This is a genomic window from Pseudomonas sp. RC4D1, from assembly GCF_018390395.1.
Taxonomy (GTDB): domain Bacteria; phylum Pseudomonadota; class Gammaproteobacteria; order Pseudomonadales; family Pseudomonadaceae; genus Aquipseudomonas; species Aquipseudomonas danubii.
Window position 1 is genome coordinate 1,073,076 of sequence record NZ_JAHBAW010000002.1, and the last position, 16,671, is coordinate 1,089,746.

Here is a 16,671-nt window from a genome sequence, read left to right on the forward strand (position 1 = left end):
CGGTGCTCGACAGACAATCGCCAAGCAAGGTCCTGCGGACCTTTGCGCAGCTTCGCCATGGCTCAGCAGCGGCTACAGCCGGGGTCGGGGGACCGGGGCCGCTTACATATTTGCTCAAGATCGCGGTCATTTCCCGGTGCTAGTCTGCGCGTCGCAACAATGCCCAGACAGGAAGACCACGCCATGAGCGAATACCTGACACTCAACAAGACCAATTGGGACGAACGCGCGCCCTTGCACGCCGCCTCGGCGGATTACGCGGTGCAGCGCTTTGTCGACGACCCGCAGTTTCTCTCCGACGTGGTGCAGTTCGACCGCCCTCTCTTGGGCGACATCCAGGGCCTGCGCGGCGTGCATCTGCAATGCCATATCGGCACCGACACCTTGTCCCTGGCGCGCCTCGGCGCGCGGATGAGCGGGTTGGATTTTTCCTCGGCCTCCCTGGCTGAAGCCCGGACCCTGGCCCAACGCTGCAATACGCCTATCGACTACCACGAGTCGGACGTGTTCCTGGCCGCCGAGGTGCTGCCCAAGGGCAGCTTTGATCTGGTCTACACCGGCATCGGCGCGCTGTGCTGGCTGCCGAGCATCGAGCGCTGGGCACAGACCGTCGGCGCCCTGCTCAAGCCCGGTGGCCGGCTGTTTATCCGCGAGGGGCATCCAATGCTCTGGGCCCTGGATGAAGAACAGCGCGATTCGCTGCAAGTGGCGTTTCCCTACTTCGAACGCAGCGAGCCGCTGGTCTGGGACGAGGACACCACCTACGTGGAAACCGAGAGCAGCCTCAAGGCCACGGTGACCCACGAGTGGAATCACGGCCTGGGCGAAATCATCAGCGCCTTGCTGGCCCAAGGCCTGGAAATCACCGGACTGGTGGAACACCAGAGTATTCCCTGGGAGGCCCTGCCCGGGCAAATGGTGGTGGATGAACGCGGCGAATGGCGACTCAAGGAAGCGCCATGGCGCCTGCCACTGAGCTACACCCTGCAGGCCGTCAAGCGCCTGGCCTGATCGCCGGGCATGAAAAACCCGCCAAGCTCAAGACGCCAGCGCCCTTGTAGCCGCTGCCGCAGGCTGCGAACGACTCCGCAGGAGGCGCTGCTCTTGAGAACGCAAAAGGGCCTGCGGCCCTTTGCGCAGCTTCGCCGTGGCTCAGCAGCGGCTACACAACAATCTCGATCTGGTTTTTTGTAGCCGCTGCCGCAGGCTGCGAACGGCTCCGCAGGAGGCGCTGCTCTTGAGATCGCAAAAGGGCCTGCGGCCCTTTGCGCAGCTTCGCCGTGGCTCAGCAGCGGCTACACAACAATCTCGACCCGGTTTTTTGTAGCCGCTGCCGCAGGCTGCGAACGGCTCCGCAGGAGGCGCTGCTCTTGAGAACGCTGAAGGGACTGCGGCCCTTTGCGCAGCCTCGCAGGCTCGGCAGCGGCTACAGGTCTTGCAGATCAGCCGGCCACGGCCTGCTGGTCCATCTTCTGGCGCAGGCTCAGGGGCCGCATGTCGGTCCAGACTTCTTCGATGTAGGCCAGGCACTCTTTCTTGAAGCCGCTCTTGCCCACGGTGCGCCAGCCCTGGGGCACGGCCTTGTAGTCGGGCCAGATCGAGTATTGCTCTTCGTGGTTGACCACTACCTGGAACAGGATGTCCTCACGGTCGAATACTGAAGTCATTGCTTGTCTCCGTCGTTAATAAGGTGTGCCGCGCCCCAGGCGTGGCAGTTGTGTAGAAGGAACGAACCAGGGCCGCGAAAAATTAAAGACTGGCCACCGCGGCGGCCACTGCCTTGCTGAAGATGTCCGCCACCTGATCGATCTGCGCCGCGCTGATGATCAGCGGCGGCAGGAAGCGCACTACGCTGCCATGGCGCCCGCCCAGTTCGAGGATCAGGCCGCGCTTGAGGCATTCACGCTGCACCAGCGGCGCCAGGCGCAAATGTTGCGGCGGATGGCCCTGGGCATCCGGGGCGCCGGCAGGGTCCACCAGCTCGACGCCAAGCATCAGGCCACGGCCACGGACATCCCCCAGTTGCGGGAAGTCCCGCTGCAGGATCAGCAGGTGCTCGCGCAAGCGCTCGCCCATCGCCGCCGCATGCTCGGGCAGCCGGTGCTGCTTGAGGTAGCGCATCACCGCGGAACCGGTGGCCATGGCCATCTGATTGCCACGGAAGGTCCCGGCGTGTGCCCCCGGCTGCCAGGTGTCGAGCCAGTCGCGATAGACCATCACCGCCAGCGGCAGGCTGCCGCCGATGGCCTTGGACATCACCACCACATCGGGAATGATCCCGGCGTGCTCGAAGGCGAACATCTTGCCGGTGCGACCGAAGCCGCTCTGGATTTCATCGACGATCAGCGCCACCCCGGCCTGCTCGGTGATGCGCCGCAACCCTCGCAGCCAGTCCAGGTCCGCCGGGATCACCCCGCCCTCGCCCTGCACCGCCTCGACGATGACCGCCGCCGGCAGGGCCACGCCCGCTTCAGGATCGCTTAGCAGGTTTTCCAGGTAATGCAGGTTGACCTTGACCCCCTCGGCGCCCCCCAGCCCGAACGGGCAGCGGTAGTCATAGGGAAAGGGCAGGAACTGCACACCATTGTTCAAGAGTCCCGCCAACGCACGCTTGGGCCCCAGGCTGCCCATCAGGCTCAGGGCGCCCTGGCTCATGCCGTGGTAACCGCCTTGGAACGACAGCACGGTGCTGCGTCCGGTGGCGGTGCGCACCAGTTTCAGCGCGGCTTCCACGGCATCAGTGCCGGTGGGGCCGCAGAACTGGATCTTGGCTTCGGCGGCCAGGGCCTCGGGCAACAGGCCGAACAGGTCCTGGACGAACTGATCCTTGACCGGGGTGGTCAGGTCCAGGGTCAACAGCGGCAGTTCATCGGCCAGCACCTGCTGGATCGCGGCGATCACCACCGGGTGGTTGTGGCCCAGGGCCAGGGTCCCGGCCCCGGCCAGGCAATCGATGAAACGCCGGCCTTCAACATCCTCGACATGAATGCCACTGGCCCGCTTCAGGGCCAGGGGAATGCGCCGCGGATAGCTGCGGGCATTGGATTCCTGACGGCTCTGACGGGCCAGCAGGGGCGACTCCTCGAACTGGTAAAGCGCCTCGGCCGGGGCGGGAGCAAGGCCCACCGGCTGATCGTCCATAAGGCTGGTAACGGCTGACATGTCTCGAACCCTCGCGCTGCAATTTGAGCAAAACGACCACCGGCCGGATGCGCAGCCCAAGCGCGGGTGCGCACTGACAGGTTTTCCTGTTCTAAAAACGCATCAGCGCGGTCGGGATTTACACCCCAGGACGAGGAAATTGCACATACCGCCCCGTGGGAGCCAACTTGCTGGCGAAGGCGATCTCAAGAGCCTCTTCGCTGGAAAGCCAGCTCCTGCGGCGGGCGGTGATGGGTCAGGCGCGGTGGGCAGGCAGGGTCAGCTCGACCCGCAGGCCATCAGGAAGACTGTCGAAGTGCAGCTCGCAAGCGCAACGCTGGACAATGGCCTGGACAATCGCCAGGCCCAGGCCGCACCCGGTGCTCTGGCTGTTGCGCCAGAAACGCTGGGTCAGGTGTTGCAGGTCTTCCTGGGCAATCCCCGGGCCATGGTCACGCACCTGGAAACGCAGGCGACCGGCCACCAGCTCCAGGTTCAACTCCACCGGGCAGTCTTGCGGGGTATGGCGCAGGGCGTTGTCCAGCAGGTTGCGCAAGGCGGCAATCGCCAAGGTCGAGGGCATGGCCACCGGGGCCTCGGCGGTGTGCTCTCCCAGGTGCACCTTGACCCGCTGCCGGGCGCCCACGGCGGCATCCTGGATTGCCAGGCGAACCACTTGCTCGGCATTGCAGTGCACGCCGTCATCGAACGACAGACTGCCCTCGACCCGAGCCAGTAACAGCAGTTGCTCCAGGGTCCGGTGCAGGCGGTCGGCGCCCTCCTCCGCCCGGGCCAGGGATTGATCACGGGCCGCGCCGTCGGTCATGCGCGCCACCTGCAGGTGGGTCTTGATCGCGGTCAGCGGGCTGCGCAATTCATGGGCGGCGTCGCCAGTCAGGCGGCGTTCGCGTTCGATGGTCTTGGCGATGCGCTGGAACAGCTGGTTCTGGGTGTCCACCAGCGGCCGCAATTCGCTGGGCATGGGCCGGATCTGCAACGGTTCCAGGGAATCGGCGCTGCGGCGCATCAGCGCGTCGCGAATCCGGTTCAGCGGCGCCAGGCTCTGGCCGATGCCCAGCCACAACAGCCACAGACAGCCCAGCAAGGCCACCCCCACCGGCACCGAGGCAGCCAGCAGAACCGACATGTTCAGCGCCTCGCGCTCCACCTGGCGGTCGGCGGTGGTGATGCGCAGATCACCGCGCACCAGGGTGAAGGTGCGCCAGGGCGCGCCGTCGATCATCTGGTCATGAAAGCCCAGTTTCTCGGCTTCCAGGGTGTGCTCCGGAGTGCTGTGGCTGCGGGCCAGGACCTGCCCGCGCAGGGAGCTGACCTGACAGGCCATGCCCCCGGGAATGGTCAAGGCCGCGCTGGCAATCGGATGGGCATGGGTATCGGAGGGCAGCGCCGGCATCTGTTCCAGCAGACCGGCCACCATGCGCGCCGAAGCCACCAGCCGCTGATCCAGGGAAAACATCATCTGATTGCGCAGATCGCTGAGCATCCAGGCCGCGGCCAGGGTCCAGATCAGAATGAAGGCGGCGCCCAGGGTCACGCTCAGGCGCAGGCGCAGGCTCCTCACTTACGACTGCTCCTGGCCATCGGCCGGCCCCAGGCGATAACCCAGGCCGCGCACCGTCTCGACGATGCCGTTGCCCAGTTTGCGCCGCAGGTGGTGGATGTGCACGTTGAGGGCGTTGCTTTCCAGTTCGTCGTTGAACCCGTAGACGCTGTCCTTGAGCTGTTCGCTGGACAGCACCCGGCCGCGGTTGTGCAGCAGGGCCTGAAGCAGCGCCTGCTCGCGCCGGGACAGATCCACCGGCTCGCCGCCCAGGCGGGTTTCCCGGGTGCTGGGGTCGTAGGTCAGGCGTCCGTGCTCGATCAGGTTGACGCTGCGCCCCGCCACCCGGCGCAACAGGGTATGCAGACGCGCCGCCAACTCCCGCAGGTCGAACGGCTTGAGCAGGTAATCGTCGGCCCCGGCCTGCAGGCCGTCGACCCGATCGGTCACCGAATCGCGGGCGGTGAGGATCAGCACCGGAATCTCCAGGCCCTGCTGGCGCTGTTGCTTGAGCAACTTCAAACCATCTTCATCCGGCAGGCCCAAGTCCAGTACCATCACGTCGAAATCGGCCACGCCGAGCATGGCCCGCGCCGCCGAGGCGGAGGCCACATGCTCGACCGTCAGGCCCTGGGCCGTGAGGCCGGCGACTATTCCGCTGGCAATCAGCTCATCATCTTCACAGACAAGTACGTGCATGGTCGGTCCTGTAACAAAGGCGTTGATTAGACAGGCGGCGGATTAAGCGGACATTATGCCCGCCACCGCCGTGCAACAACCCAAGTATGGTTAATCATCGGTTAATCAGGACCCGCCATTGTGCATCCCACTTGCACCGGTTTAAGGCTTGACCATGCGTCGATTGCTCATTTTGCTGTTTATGCTGTTCACCACCCTGGCAGAAGCCAGCAACAATCCGTTCGAGGTCAAGCCCGACTTCCTGCCGGTGGACAAGGCCTTCACCTTCACCTCCGAGCGCCTGCCTTCCGGAGAAACCCAGCTGTTCTGGCAGATTGCCGACGGCTACTACCTGTACCAGAAACGCCTGAAGTTCGATGGCCTGGCCCAGGAGCATCAGCCGACGCTGCCGGACGGCGAACACCACAGCGACGAATTCTTCGGCGAGCAGACCGTGTATCGCCAGGGCCTGGAAGTGAAGCTGCCGCCCGCCGCCAGCGGCAAGGTCAAGCTGGGCTGGCAGGGCTGCGCCGACGCCGGCCTGTGCTACCCGCCGCAAACCCTGGAACTCGACCTGGGTGGTGCACCCTCCGTCGCCGCCAGCAGCCCAGTCGCCGCCGGCCCTGGCACGGCCCAGGACCAACTGCTGGCCAACGACCTGCAACAAAAATCCTGGGGCCTGGGCCTGCTGGCCTTCTTCGGTTTCGGCCTGCTGCTGGCCTTCGCCCCTTGCTCACTGCCGATGCTGCCGATCCTCGCGGGGATCGTTGTCGGCAGCGGCGCCAGCCCGCGCCGGGGCTTGGCCCTGGCCTCCAGCTACGTGCTGTGCATGGCCCTGGTGTATGCCGGCATGGGGGTGATCGCCGCCCTGCTGGGCAGCAACCTGCAGGCCTGGTTGCAACAGCCCTGGGTGCTGGGCAGCTTTGCCGCGTTGTTCGTGCTGCTGGCGCTGCCGATGTTCGGCTTCTTTGAATTGCAAATGCCCGCGTTTCTGCGCGACCGCCTGGAAGGCGCCAGCCGCCAGCGCCAGGGCGGCAGCCTGATCGGCTGTGGCGCTCTCGGCGCCCTGTCGGCGCTGTTGGTAGGTCCGTGCATGACCGCGCCCCTGGCCGGTGGCCTGCTGTACATCGCCCAGACCGGCAATGCCCTGTTTGGCGGCCTGGCGCTGTTCGCCCTGGGCCTGGGCATTGGCCTGCCGCTGCTGTTGCTGGTGACCGTGGGCAACCGCTTCCTGCCCAAGCCGGGGCCGTGGATGAACCTGCTCAAGGGCGTGTTCGGCTTCCTGTTCCTGGGCACCGCTATCTATATGTTGCGCCCGGTGCTCGACACCAGCCTGTGGATCGGTCTGTGGGGCGCCCTGGCCCTGGTACTGGCCTATTGCGCCTGGCAGCAACGCGCCATCGCCGGGCGCCTGCTGCACCTGTTTGGCGCCGCCGCCGTGCTGTTTGGCCTGTGGGGCAGCGTGCTGCTGGTGGGCGCCGCTGGTGGCAGCGATGACCTGTGGCGACCGCTGAAGGTCTACAGCGGTGGCAGCGTGGCCAGCAGCGCCACGGCCCACGATGCCTTCACCACCGTCAAGTCGCCTGCGGAACTGCAACGTGCCCTGGACAGCGCCCAGGCCCAGGGCCAATGGGTGCTGCTGGACTACTACGCCGACTGGTGCGTGTCCTGCAAGATCATGGAGAAAACCGTGTTCGGCCAGCTCCAAGTCCTCGACGCCCTGAAGGACGTGCGCCTGCTGCGCCTGGACGTCACCCATGACAACGCCGACGGCCGCGAACTGCTCAGCCGCTACAAAGTGCCCGGCCCACCCAGCTTCCTGTGGATCGGCCCGGACGGCAGCGAGCGCCGCAGCCAGCGCATCACCGGCGAAGTCGATGCCACGGCCTTCCTGCAACGCTGGACTCAGACCCGGGAAGCCCGTTGATGCTGACCTTTACCATCGGCACCTTCGCCATCGCCCTCAACCACCTGCTGCTGATCAGTGCCCTGGCCCTGGCCACCCTGGTGGGCTGGCGGGTGGCCAAGCGCGGCGGCGACAACCCGGAATCGGTGCTGTTCATGCTGTTCCTGCTGGGCATGCTCGCGGCGCGGATCTGCTTTGTCATCGCTTACTGGAAGCACTACCAGCACAACCTGTGGCTGATCATCGACCTGCGCGACGGCGGCTTCCTGGCCTGGCCGGGGGTCATCATCATGCTTCTGGCAGCCCTGGCCTGGGGCTGGAAACGCCCACCGCTGCGCCGTCCGCTGGGCGCCGGTATCGCCAGCGGCCTGGCCTTCTGGCTGCTGGCCAGCCTGTCCCTGACGCTCTACGACCAGGGCACCCGCCTGCCGGAAATGCCCCTGCGCAATGCCACCGGCGACACCGTGCAGCTCACCGACTACCAGGGTGGGCCACTGGTGATCAACCTCTGGGCCACCTGGTGCCCGCCGTGCCGGCGAGAAATGCCGGTCCTGGAGCGCGCCCAGCAGCAACGTCCGGACCTGACCTTCCTGTTCGTCAACCAGGGTGAAAGCATGCAAAGCGTGGCCACCTTCCTCGCCACCCAGGAACTGAACCTGAACAACGTGCTGTTCGACAGCGGCGGCCGCCTGGGCCAGGCCGTGGGCTCCATGGCCCTGCCCACTACACTGTTCTACAGCGCCGACGGCCGTCTGCTGAGCAGTCACCTGGGTGAACTCTCGGAAGCCAGCCTGGCCCGTGCCCTGGAAAACTTCGACGACGCCCATCCGACCCCGGTCGCCCCTGCAAGGAAACTGCCATGCCCTTCATCCGCCACCTGCTGAGCCTGTCCTTGGGCGCAGCCCTGCTCAGCGCGCCGCTGCTGCACGCCGAAGAACTGCCCGCACCGATCCGCAAGATCGAAGAAAAAGGCGCCAAGATCCTCGGCAGCTTCGATGCCCCGGATGGCCTCAAGGGCTACGCCGCGCAGTACCAGAACCGAGGGATGGCCCTGTACCTGACCCCGGACGGCAAGCACGTGCTGCTGGGCAACCTGTACGACGCCGACGGCAAGGACCTCAGCGCCGAGCCGCTGCAGAAACTGGTCTACGCACCGATGGCCAAGGAAGTCTGGAACAACCTGGACAAGAGCAACTGGATCGGCGACGGCAAGGCCGATGCGCCACGCATCGTCTACCTGTTCAGCGACCCCAACTGCCCCTACTGCAACATGTTCTGGCAACAGGCGCGGCCCTGGGTGAACGCCGGCAAGGTGCAACTGCGGCACATCATGGTGGGCATCATCCGCGAAGACAGCCCGGGCAAATCCGCCGCCCTGCTGGCCGCCAAGGACCCGCAACAGGCCCTGCAGGACCACGAGAAAGCCGGCAAGGCCAGCGCCCTGAAACCCCTGGGAAGCATTCCAGCGGCGGTGCAGGCCAAGCTCGACGCCAACATGAAACTGATGGAAGAGCTGGAGCTGTCGGCGACCCCGGCGATCTTCTACCTCGACGACAAGGGCGAACTGCAACAACAGCAAGGCGCCCCGGCCCCGGGCAAGCTGACGCAGATTCTCGGCCCGAAATAAGCGAGATGCACCCATCCCTGAACCAGTAATGGCCTTTAGCCTTATCGACAGCGTTACACTATTGTCTTTTTTACACTGACAGGGATGTGACGCTTTGACAGCTCAAGGACAAGCCAGGCTTCTAGAGATTCTCGACTACTGGCATAAGGTGGAATTCTTTTTACCTTATGCCCTTGAGAAATATGTCGAGGACTTAAAAAAATGGGAGACCCGATGGCTCTCACGGGAAGATCTCCAGCACAGTCATTGGCGCACTTTCTCCATACCCGATGACCTAAAAATCACAGGCTTCAACCTCTATATTGGGGTTTTTGACGCCTCCGTCATTGCTACCCTTTGCGAACCGCACCTGGCCGCCTGCTCAATCGACGAAAACACGTTCTACGAAGAACAGGAACGAGTGGAGCTTGAAGGGCTGACCTGCTTCGCCAAGATCAAGCTCAATGCTCAAGCGGTTCCTCAACTCGATGCATTCTCACTGTCCACCGCTCCTTGGGCGTTGGGGCAAACAATCACCAAAGGGCTTGATGCCCTGGGCCACCAAGCCTTCGAGGAAGCCAAGGAGCAGTTGACAAAACTGCTGCACAACTTCCATGGACAGCGCCAGCAAAATGATGACCCCGCCTTGACGGCCGACGAGGTCATTTATTTGCATCAACTGCTGTGCAACTGGGCCCGTTTTACCCCGGACCAGGACGGCCGCGCCCCTCTTGCGCTGCTTCAGGTGCTGACTCAGCCCAAGGTCGAAAAGCCGCTCACTCAACCTTCAGCAGCACAGGTCGCGAAAGTCGAGGACGAAGAAGAAGCCGATACCGAGATCGACATACTCAACAGCTTTTTCATAAAAGATATCGAGCGTGCGATCGCCAGCTTGCAGCGTGGAGAACAGCCCCCTGCTCTGTTGCAGTACCTGGCTGAAGCCGATCCAAGCAAACGAATTGACCTGTATACCGAGAATGGACGCAAGGCCATCTATCAGGCCTTGCAACCGCAATGCATCAACCCAGGACACTGGCCGGATGAACCGGGCCACGCCATGAGCCTGATGCAACAGTTCGCGATCAACAGCGCACTTGGCACGTTGGAAGACAGCGGTGTGTTCACCGTCAACGGCCCGCCGGGGACCGGTAAAACGACTTTATTGCGTGATATGTTCGCAGAGAACATTGTTCGTCGGGCCCGGGTCCTGGCGGGATACAGCGACGCAGCGGATGCATTCGTTGGCGGAAAAAAGCCTCAGGTCACCTTCAAGGGCATGGCAAATACCTACACCCTCCGCGCGCTCAAACCCGAGTTGACCGGCTATGAAATGGTGGTGGCCTCCTCCAACAATGCCGCCGTAGAAAACATTTCCCGAGACTTGCCCAAACGCAAGTCGCTGGGAAAAGGCTGGAGCAACGTTCAGTACCTGCAACCGGTTGCCCATAAAGTTGCCGCACAGAACAGTGATGGCAGCATCAGCGAACTGTCTGATGAGGACAAACCCTGGGGACTGATCTGCGCCGCACTGGGCAACAGTGGCAACCGTAAAGCGTTGCAGGAGCGCATGTTCTTCAACCCGGTAGATTCCACCGCCCCCCATAAACCACTGACGATTCGTCAATGGGTGGATGAATACAAAGGGCCCAGCTTCAAGGAGGCCCGCGCAGCATTCAAAAAAGCCGATGAGGCTGTCAGCAAAGCGCTGGAGGAACGGGCCCGTTATGCCAGCCTGCTGAGTGAGATGTCGGCTACCGATGAGCAAACCTTCCTGGGCCTTCAACAACAGGCCTTCCATCAGGCCGAACAGCTCAAGGCATCTGCCCAGCAAGCGCTGGACCAACACCAGCAGAAACTCCAGGCGTCCAAGCAACATCTGGGCAGCCTTCAGGAACTGGAACGCCTGATAGATCGCGGTCGCCCGGCATGGTGGAAGCGCTTGTTCAACACGCCAGCAGCTAGGACGCATCGAGATGAACAACAGGAAAATGCCCGGTTGCAGCGTCAGGCGCACGAAGAGATCAACAGCGCAAAAAGCCTGCTCGACAATAGCCTGATCCCGAAACTTGAAGAGGCGCAAACCTCATTGCTGTTCTGTGAGAGCGAACTCGACACGCGTAGAACACAGTGGCAGGGCAAGTGCCAATCCCTGGATGATTTCGCCGTCCGCCTGGGGCGTCCGAACTTGCCAGGTCATCTGAGTGAACTGGAAGACCGTGACTTCCAGATAAACGGGCTTTGGCACGATGCCGCACTCAATCACTTGCGTTCGACGTTATTCGCCGCGGCCTTGACCCTGCATGAAGCCTGGCTTGCCGAGGTTGCCCCCTCGGGCTCGAACGGCAAGGGCTTTAGCGCCAACCTCACCGCCATCAGCCTATTGCTGAGCAACAAGACGCCCGAGGATGAGCGACTCACACAGGTGCTCTGGCAAAGTCTGTTCATGGTGATACCGGTGGTTTCAAGTACTTTTGCCTCCTTTGCCAACCAGTTCCGCGGGATGGGGGCCGGCTCGCTGGGCTGGCTGTACATCGACGAAGCGGGACAAGCCGTGCCTCAGGCAGCCGTCGGCGCATTGTGGCGGGCTAAACGAGCCATGATCGTGGGCGACCCTCTGCAAATCGAACCGGTCTTCACCTTGCCGCAACGCCTGGTCAAGGCACTCGGCCAGCTGTCAGTACACACCGCCAACCAAGCCTTCGCCCCCAATCGCGTGTCGGTGCAGAGCCTGGCGGACCAGAACAATCGCTATGGAAGCGTTTTCAGGAACGATACCGACGAAGAACTGTGGATCGGCAGCCCGTTGAGGGTCCACAGACGCTGCATCGAACCCATGTTCAGCCTGTCGAATCAAATCGCCTACGGCAACAAGATGGTCTTTGGTCTGCCCAATGCCCATGCCGAACAGGGCGCCCCTGTCTACAGCTCCAGTTGCTGGGTCGACATCCCTGGCCATGTCGAACACAAACAAGTCGTGCCTAAACAGATCGAGTTCATGGTCGATCTTCTCGGGCAACTCTACTTACGCGACGGAGAACTGCCGCAGCTGTACGTGATTTCACCGTTCAAGGCCGTGCGCCTGGCCCTGCAAAAAGCCATACGCGCGGCTGCTTGGGCCAGCCCCAACCATCGTCCGAAATTGCCCTCGGGGGAATTGAAGCAATGGTTGAAATCCTCCATCGGTACCGTGCATACCTTCCAGGGTAAAGAACAAGACACCGTCTTCATGCTGCTGGGGGCCGACCTTGATCATGCTGGAGCTGCGCAGTGGGCCGCATCCAAACCCAATCTGCTGAATGTTGCACTCACCCGGGCCAAACGTCGGGTCTATCTGGTGGGGGATTTTGAACTCTGGGGGTCACTGCGGTATTTCGAAGCCGTGAGCCGTGGCAAATACCCCTTGAAAAGAATGGGCGCGGCTTCATTTCTGGCGCAACTGAACCCTCTGGAAGAACAGATTTCAAGCTGAACACCGTCACTCCATTCCAGCGACCTTTCAGTGTGTTAGCTGGCGACGGCCTCCGTCAGCTTGGCGCATGGCTTGCGGGCCTTTTGGTCGGCAAGCCAGCTCGGAAGAATCGGGCCTCAACCGTGGCGCTGTAAAAACGCCAACAAGGCCCGGGTCACGAACTCCGGGTTCTCACGGCTGGAGATATGCCCCGCCTCAGGCACCAACTGATAAGGGCAGCCGATGCGCTCGGCCATCTCGATGGTTTCCGCAGGTGGCCGCGGCTGGTCCTGATCACCACACAGCAGCAAGGTGCTCTGTCGATCCAGGCGCGCCAGCTGATCCAGCACATCCGCCCGGCTGAAGGTGATGCGCCCCATGGGGATCACGCTCGCGCGCAGGCGCTCGGTCGGCAGCGCCGCGAGGCTGGAACGAAAATCCTGGAACAGCGCCGACTGCCGGTCGATGCCCGGACGGAAGAAGATCGGCACCACGATGTCCAGCAGCGGCTCGGCGATCAGGCCGCTGTCCTCGATCTGCTGGAACAGGGAAAAGTAGTACTGCCGGGTCGGCTCAGGCTCGGCGCCCAGGTAAGTGTCCATCAGCACCAGACCGTCGATGCGCTGCGGCGCCGCCAGGGCCATACGGGCGCCCCACATGCCGCCCACCGACAAGCCCACCAACGTCACCCGCTCAATCTGCAAATGGTCGAGCAAGGCCAGCATCTGCCGCGCCACATCGTCCAGCGACGCGGTGCCTTGCGGCAACGGCCCGGACTGGCCATGGCCCCACAGGTCCACGGCAATCACCCGGTACTGCGCCGACAACGCCTCGATCTGCGGCGCCCACATGCTGGTGTCCCATAAATAACTGCCGGCCAGGAACACCACCGGCCCCTGGCCCTGGTCAAGGTAGTGCAACGGTTGTCCATCGATGGTCGCGAAAGGCATTGGCTAGCTCCTGCAGGAAATGACGAAAAAGGTCCGACAGACTGTGCCGTGAAAAAAGCTCAGTCAATCGGACCGGGGCGACAAAAACGTATCAGGAAATGCCCGGATTCAGGGCCCGCGCTGGCCGTCGAGCAAGGCTTCGACCACCGCCCGCGCCATCTCCACCGAATGCACCATGGACCAGATCAGCCCGCGCTCCAGGCCGCTGCCCTGCTGGGTGATTTCATCGCAGACCTCTTCGGCGCATTTGAGCAACAGCGCCACGTGCACCAAGGCCTCTTCGGCGCTGACGCCTTCGCGCACGCTGAACAGCGAGTCGGGGGAAACGGGTTTGGCTTGGGTTGTGAGCTGGAACAGCGCGGGGTCCAGCGGTTGCTGAGCCAGGGCCACGCGCAGGGTGGCATTGGCGGCCTTGAGTTCGGGATCGCGATAGGACGTGGGGGGATCGGGGACGAGCTTTTTCATGGTCAAACTCCTGGTAATGACAAGGAGCCGACACCGTTCGCTTGCACACGAATAAGGTGGCAGCCGTACGCGGGTGTGCAAGACCGAGTTACCAGAACCCCGGCAGATCCGAAGATCTCCCGCGCACGGCCGCCATAACACGGCGAACATGAAATCGCTCAGGCATGACTGAGCGCTTATGCGTCTGGTAACAGTCGGACTTGCACATCCGAGCCATCGATTGGGCGATGGCTCCGGAACCCTAGCCCGCCCACCAGGCGCATTCAAGCGGCCCGCAGTTTCTCGGATTTGCCTTACAAAAGAAAGCGACTAAACGCCATTCCAGCGACCTTCCAGCCCGTTTCCGAAACCACCTTGCCCCAATCGGCATTGGCCTATGGACCTATGGAACTGTGGCCCTGTAGCCGCTGCTGAGCCTTGGCGAAGCTGCGAAAAGGTCCGCAGGACCTTGCTTGGCGATCTCCCGTCAAAGAGCGCTGGCGGCCTTGAAATCGCCGCGTCTGCTGCGCAGCCGTACGCAGCCTGCGGCAGCGGCTACAAAAAACCGATTGGCATCAGCCGCAAGCATGACTCAGCGGTATTCTTCCGGCGCCTCGCGCTCGAGGATTTCTTCAAGATCGCTCAGGTCACCGCGTTCCTTGAGGATGCCGCTGACCTGGTCGATCCACGTCTGCTCCGAGGCAATCCCCGCCCAGGACTGGCTGCCGAAGCCGTGATACGGCCGGTCGTCGAAGGTGCTGATCAGCAACTGGTTGAAGCGCCCGGTGTCCAGTTTTTTGCGCTGGATTTGCACTTGCAGCGCCCCCAGCACCTTCTGCTGCTCTTGCGGGTTGGGGCGATAGCGGTAGAGCCGCGGCGAGCTGAGCACCAGAAACTCCGGCGGCAGGTTTTCATCGATGGCCGCCTGCAGGCGGTAATGGCCATCGAGAATCAGATAGCAGCTCAGACCGGTGACGTACCACAGCAGGATCGGCGGCAAGCTGCCTTCGCGGGCTTTTTTGCGCCACCACTTCAAGCGCCCGGAATGCGGGTCCACGGCATGCAGGCCGACTACTGCGCCACCGTACTCCCCCAACCCGACCCAGCGCGCCGTACCGGCCTGTTGGTTGTCGAGGATGTTGCGGCCATAGATCGCCCACTGCGGCATATGGCTCAGGGCATCTTCACCGCCCTTGAAGTACCAGGCTTCGGTGCCACTGAGCAGCGGCCGCAGCGGCTTCTGCGATGCCGGGCGCAGGGCCCGCACCAGCCAGTAGCCGGGGTAGAAGAAGTCCGGCTGGTGCTGCATCAGTTGCTCGACGAAGAAGCGGCTCCAAGCCTTGAGGCGCAGCGCCGGGTCGAGGCGCGCCTGTTGTTCCACCTGAGGCGAGTCGATGGGGCCCACCAGGGTTTGCGGCAGTTGCTCCGGCAGGTGATTGCGCACCAGCCATACGCCATACAGGCAGCGGGACATGGTGCCCCAGAGCAGGGTCTGGTCGCCCAGCACCAACTGCATACGGCAGTTGTTGCCACTGAGCAGGCACAGGTTGGGTTTGCCGTTGGCCGGGCGTTTGACGTCCACGCCGAGGCCGTTCCAGTGGCCGGCCAAATCCTCGATGTCACGCCAGAAAATCTGTTCCACGATTGTCCCTAATCCTTGATCAATGACCGGCCCAGCGGCAGGCGGGCGCGACTATAGCAGAGGGCTGGAGGGCGCATTCGCCTGTAGGAGCTGGCTTGCCAGCGAAGGCGGCCGGCGCTTTACCCATGGCGCGCAATGACCGCGTCCACTTCGTCTGCCAACCCTTGCCCACCCAGGCACTGACGCACCTCGTCGCACCACTGCGACTCCGGTTCATTGCCGGCCCAGGCCGGGGTAGCGCTGCGGTACTGCGGCCGGTCATCGAACGCCTGGATCAGCACCCGGTTGAGGTTCTCGGTGCTCAGGGCCGGGTTGCGCGGCACCGCGTCGCCGCGCTTACGCAGTGAATCCATGACCCGTTGCTGATGCTCCAGGCTCGGTGCGAAGCCGCGCTCGCGGGTGGCGCTGAGGACGATGAATGATGGCGCGAGGTTTTCCGCGATGGCCGCCTGCAAACGGTAATGGCCGTCGATCACCACATAGGACGCCAGCCCGCCGACATACCACAGCAGCACCGGCGGCAGGCTGCCTTCGCGGGCCTTCTTGCGCCACCACTTCAAGCGCCCAGCCTCGGGGTCGACACGGTGCAGGCCGATGAGCTTGCCGCCGCCGTGCCACCAGTCGATCCACTCCAGGGTCTGGGGTTGCAGGTTGTCGAGAAAATCCTCGCCGTACAGCCGCCAGTTGGGCACGTGGGTCAGGGCATCTTCGCGGGAGCTGAAGCGCCAGTTGTCCAGGCCGCGCGCGGTGCTCTCAGGCTCCGGCAGCAGGCCCTGGGCCAGCCAGAAACCGGGGGTGAGGAAGTGCCGGGCGCTTTCACTGAGATGGCTGACGAAATAGCGGCTCCAGGCCTTGATCCGCCGCTCGGGCGCCAGCGCCGCGTGCTGCTCCACCGTGGGTGAGTCGATGGGTGCCAGCAACCGGCATTCGGCGCCGTCCGCCAGCGGGTTGCGCACCAGCCAGACGCCGCCGTGGTCGCGGGCCAGGGTGGCCCAGAACAACGGCATGTCGTGGTGCATCAGCTTGATCCGGGCATTGGCGCCGGTGCGCAGGTACAGCGGCGGTTTGTCCGTGGCACCCGGCTGCACGTCGACACCCAGGCCACTCCAGTTGCCCAGGGTGTCTTCGATGTCGTGCCAGTAAAGCGGCTCTGCCATGGTTCCGGTCCTTGAATGAAAACGCCCGGCGCAGGTGCTTGGACCTGGGCCGGGCGCGATCATAGCAGAGGGTCCAAGGGCCTATGTACCGTCAACCCGACTCCTGTAGGAGCTGGCTTGCCAGCGAAGCCGACACCT

At 63.4% G+C, this 16,671-nt stretch carries 13 protein-coding genes; 5 read left to right on the plus strand and 8 right to left on the minus strand.

From position 1 onward, the window contains the following. Positions 1 to 183 precede the first annotated feature (183 nt). Positions 184 to 1,011 carry a class I SAM-dependent methyltransferase gene (locus tag KHO49_RS20470; RefSeq protein ID WP_213665740.1) on the plus strand — a complete coding sequence of 276 codons (828 nt, stop codon included), beginning with the start codon at positions 184 to 186 and terminating at the stop codon, positions 1,009 to 1,011. A gap of 431 nt (positions 1,012 to 1,442) precedes the next feature. Here the strand turns inward: KHO49_RS20470 and KHO49_RS20475 are convergent, their stop codons facing one another. The 4 genes from KHO49_RS20475 to KHO49_RS20490 form a co-directional block, all read right to left on the minus strand. Then, positions 1,443 to 1,667 carry an MbtH family protein gene (locus tag KHO49_RS20475; RefSeq protein ID WP_016965112.1) on the minus strand — a complete coding sequence of 75 codons (225 nt, stop codon included), beginning with the start codon at positions 1,665 to 1,667 and terminating at the stop codon, positions 1,443 to 1,445. 82 nt (positions 1,668 to 1,749) lie between these two features. Then, positions 1,750 to 3,162: an aspartate aminotransferase family protein gene (locus KHO49_RS20480; RefSeq protein ID WP_102880391.1), complete on the minus strand. Its 1,413-nt coding sequence runs from the start codon at positions 3,160 to 3,162 to the stop codon at positions 1,750 to 1,752. 235 nt (positions 3,163 to 3,397) lie between these two features. Beyond that, on the minus strand, positions 3,398 to 4,723 hold the full coding sequence (locus KHO49_RS20485) for an ATP-binding protein (protein ID WP_102880392.1): 1,326 nt from the start codon (positions 4,721 to 4,723) through the stop codon (positions 3,398 to 3,400). Beyond that, the gene (locus KHO49_RS20490) at positions 4,724 to 5,401 is read right to left on the minus strand and encodes a response regulator (RefSeq protein ID WP_102880393.1); all 678 of its coding nucleotides are present in this window, start codon (positions 5,399 to 5,401) and stop codon (positions 4,724 to 4,726) included. It lies immediately after the preceding gene. Positions 5,402 to 5,555: 154 nt separating this feature from the next. On the opposite strand from KHO49_RS20490, the gene dsbD reads away from it, so the two are divergent. The 4 genes from dsbD (at position 5,556) to KHO49_RS20510 (ending at position 12,361) form a co-directional block, all read left to right on the plus strand. Then, on the plus strand, positions 5,556 to 7,307 hold the full coding sequence (gene dsbD / locus KHO49_RS20495; protein WP_213665741.1) for a protein-disulfide reductase DsbD: 1,752 nt from the start codon (positions 5,556 to 5,558) through the stop codon (positions 7,305 to 7,307). Further along, positions 7,307 to 8,170: a TlpA disulfide reductase family protein gene (locus KHO49_RS20500; protein ID WP_102880395.1), complete on the plus strand. Its 864-nt coding sequence runs from the start codon at positions 7,307 to 7,309 to the stop codon at positions 8,168 to 8,170. Before dsbD ends, KHO49_RS20500 begins: the two co-directional genes overlap by 1 nt. Beyond that, positions 8,146 to 8,913 (plus strand): thiol:disulfide interchange protein DsbG, encoded by a 768-nt coding sequence (gene dsbG, locus KHO49_RS20505; protein WP_213665742.1) that lies wholly within the window; start codon positions 8,146 to 8,148, stop codon positions 8,911 to 8,913. The genes KHO49_RS20500 and dsbG overlap by 25 nt, the downstream gene beginning before the upstream one ends. A gap of 94 nt (positions 8,914 to 9,007) precedes the next feature. Beyond that, positions 9,008 to 12,361 (plus strand): DEAD/DEAH box helicase, encoded by a 3,354-nt coding sequence (locus KHO49_RS20510; RefSeq protein ID WP_213665743.1) that lies wholly within the window; start codon positions 9,008 to 9,010, stop codon positions 12,359 to 12,361. A 116-nt stretch (positions 12,362 to 12,477) separates the two neighbouring features. Here the strand turns inward: KHO49_RS20510 and KHO49_RS20515 are convergent, their stop codons facing one another. The 4 genes from KHO49_RS20515 to KHO49_RS20530 form a co-directional block, all read right to left on the minus strand. Then, the gene (locus KHO49_RS20515; protein WP_213665744.1) at positions 12,478 to 13,290 is read right to left on the minus strand and encodes an alpha/beta fold hydrolase; all 813 of its coding nucleotides are present in this window, start codon (positions 13,288 to 13,290) and stop codon (positions 12,478 to 12,480) included. A 108-nt stretch (positions 13,291 to 13,398) separates the two neighbouring features. Then, a complete protein-coding gene (locus tag KHO49_RS20520) occupies positions 13,399 to 13,755 on the minus strand; it encodes a DUF6124 family protein (RefSeq protein ID WP_213665745.1) in 357 nt (118 codons plus the stop codon). A 571-nt stretch (positions 13,756 to 14,326) separates the two neighbouring features. Beyond that, on the minus strand, positions 14,327 to 15,376 hold the full coding sequence (locus tag KHO49_RS20525) for a hypothetical protein (RefSeq protein WP_213665746.1): 1,050 nt from the start codon (positions 15,374 to 15,376) through the stop codon (positions 14,327 to 14,329). 119 nt (positions 15,377 to 15,495) lie between these two features. Next, the gene (locus tag KHO49_RS20530; protein WP_213665747.1) at positions 15,496 to 16,533 is read right to left on the minus strand and encodes a hypothetical protein; all 1,038 of its coding nucleotides are present in this window, start codon (positions 16,531 to 16,533) and stop codon (positions 15,496 to 15,498) included. Positions 16,534 to 16,671: the final 138 nt, after the last annotated feature.

Coding starts and splice junctions, on each gene's coding strand:
- KHO49_RS20470 (WP_213665740.1), top strand. CDS start 184: ATGAGCGAATACCTGACACTCAACAAGACCAATTGGGACGAACGCGCG.
- KHO49_RS20475 (WP_016965112.1), bottom strand. CDS start 1,667: ATGACTTCAGTATTCGACCGTGAGGACATCCTGTTCCAGGTAGTGGTC.
- KHO49_RS20480 (WP_102880391.1), bottom strand. CDS start 3,162: ATGTCAGCCGTTACCAGCCTTATGGACGATCAGCCGGTGGGCCTTGCT.
- KHO49_RS20490 (WP_102880393.1), bottom strand. CDS start 5,401: ATGCACGTACTTGTCTGTGAAGATGATGAGCTGATTGCCAGCGGAATA.
- dsbD (WP_213665741.1), top strand. CDS start 5,556: ATGCGTCGATTGCTCATTTTGCTGTTTATGCTGTTCACCACCCTGGCA.
- KHO49_RS20500 (WP_102880395.1), top strand. CDS start 7,307: ATGCTGACCTTTACCATCGGCACCTTCGCCATCGCCCTCAACCACCTG.
- dsbG (WP_213665742.1), top strand. CDS start 8,146: ATGCCCTTCATCCGCCACCTGCTGAGCCTGTCCTTGGGCGCAGCCCTG.
- KHO49_RS20515 (WP_213665744.1), bottom strand. CDS start 13,290: ATGCCTTTCGCGACCATCGATGGACAACCGTTGCACTACCTTGACCAG.
- KHO49_RS20520 (WP_213665745.1), bottom strand. CDS start 13,755: ATGAAAAAGCTCGTCCCCGATCCCCCCACGTCCTATCGCGATCCCGAA.
- KHO49_RS20530 (WP_213665747.1), bottom strand. CDS start 16,533: ATGGCAGAGCCGCTTTACTGGCACGACATCGAAGACACCCTGGGCAAC.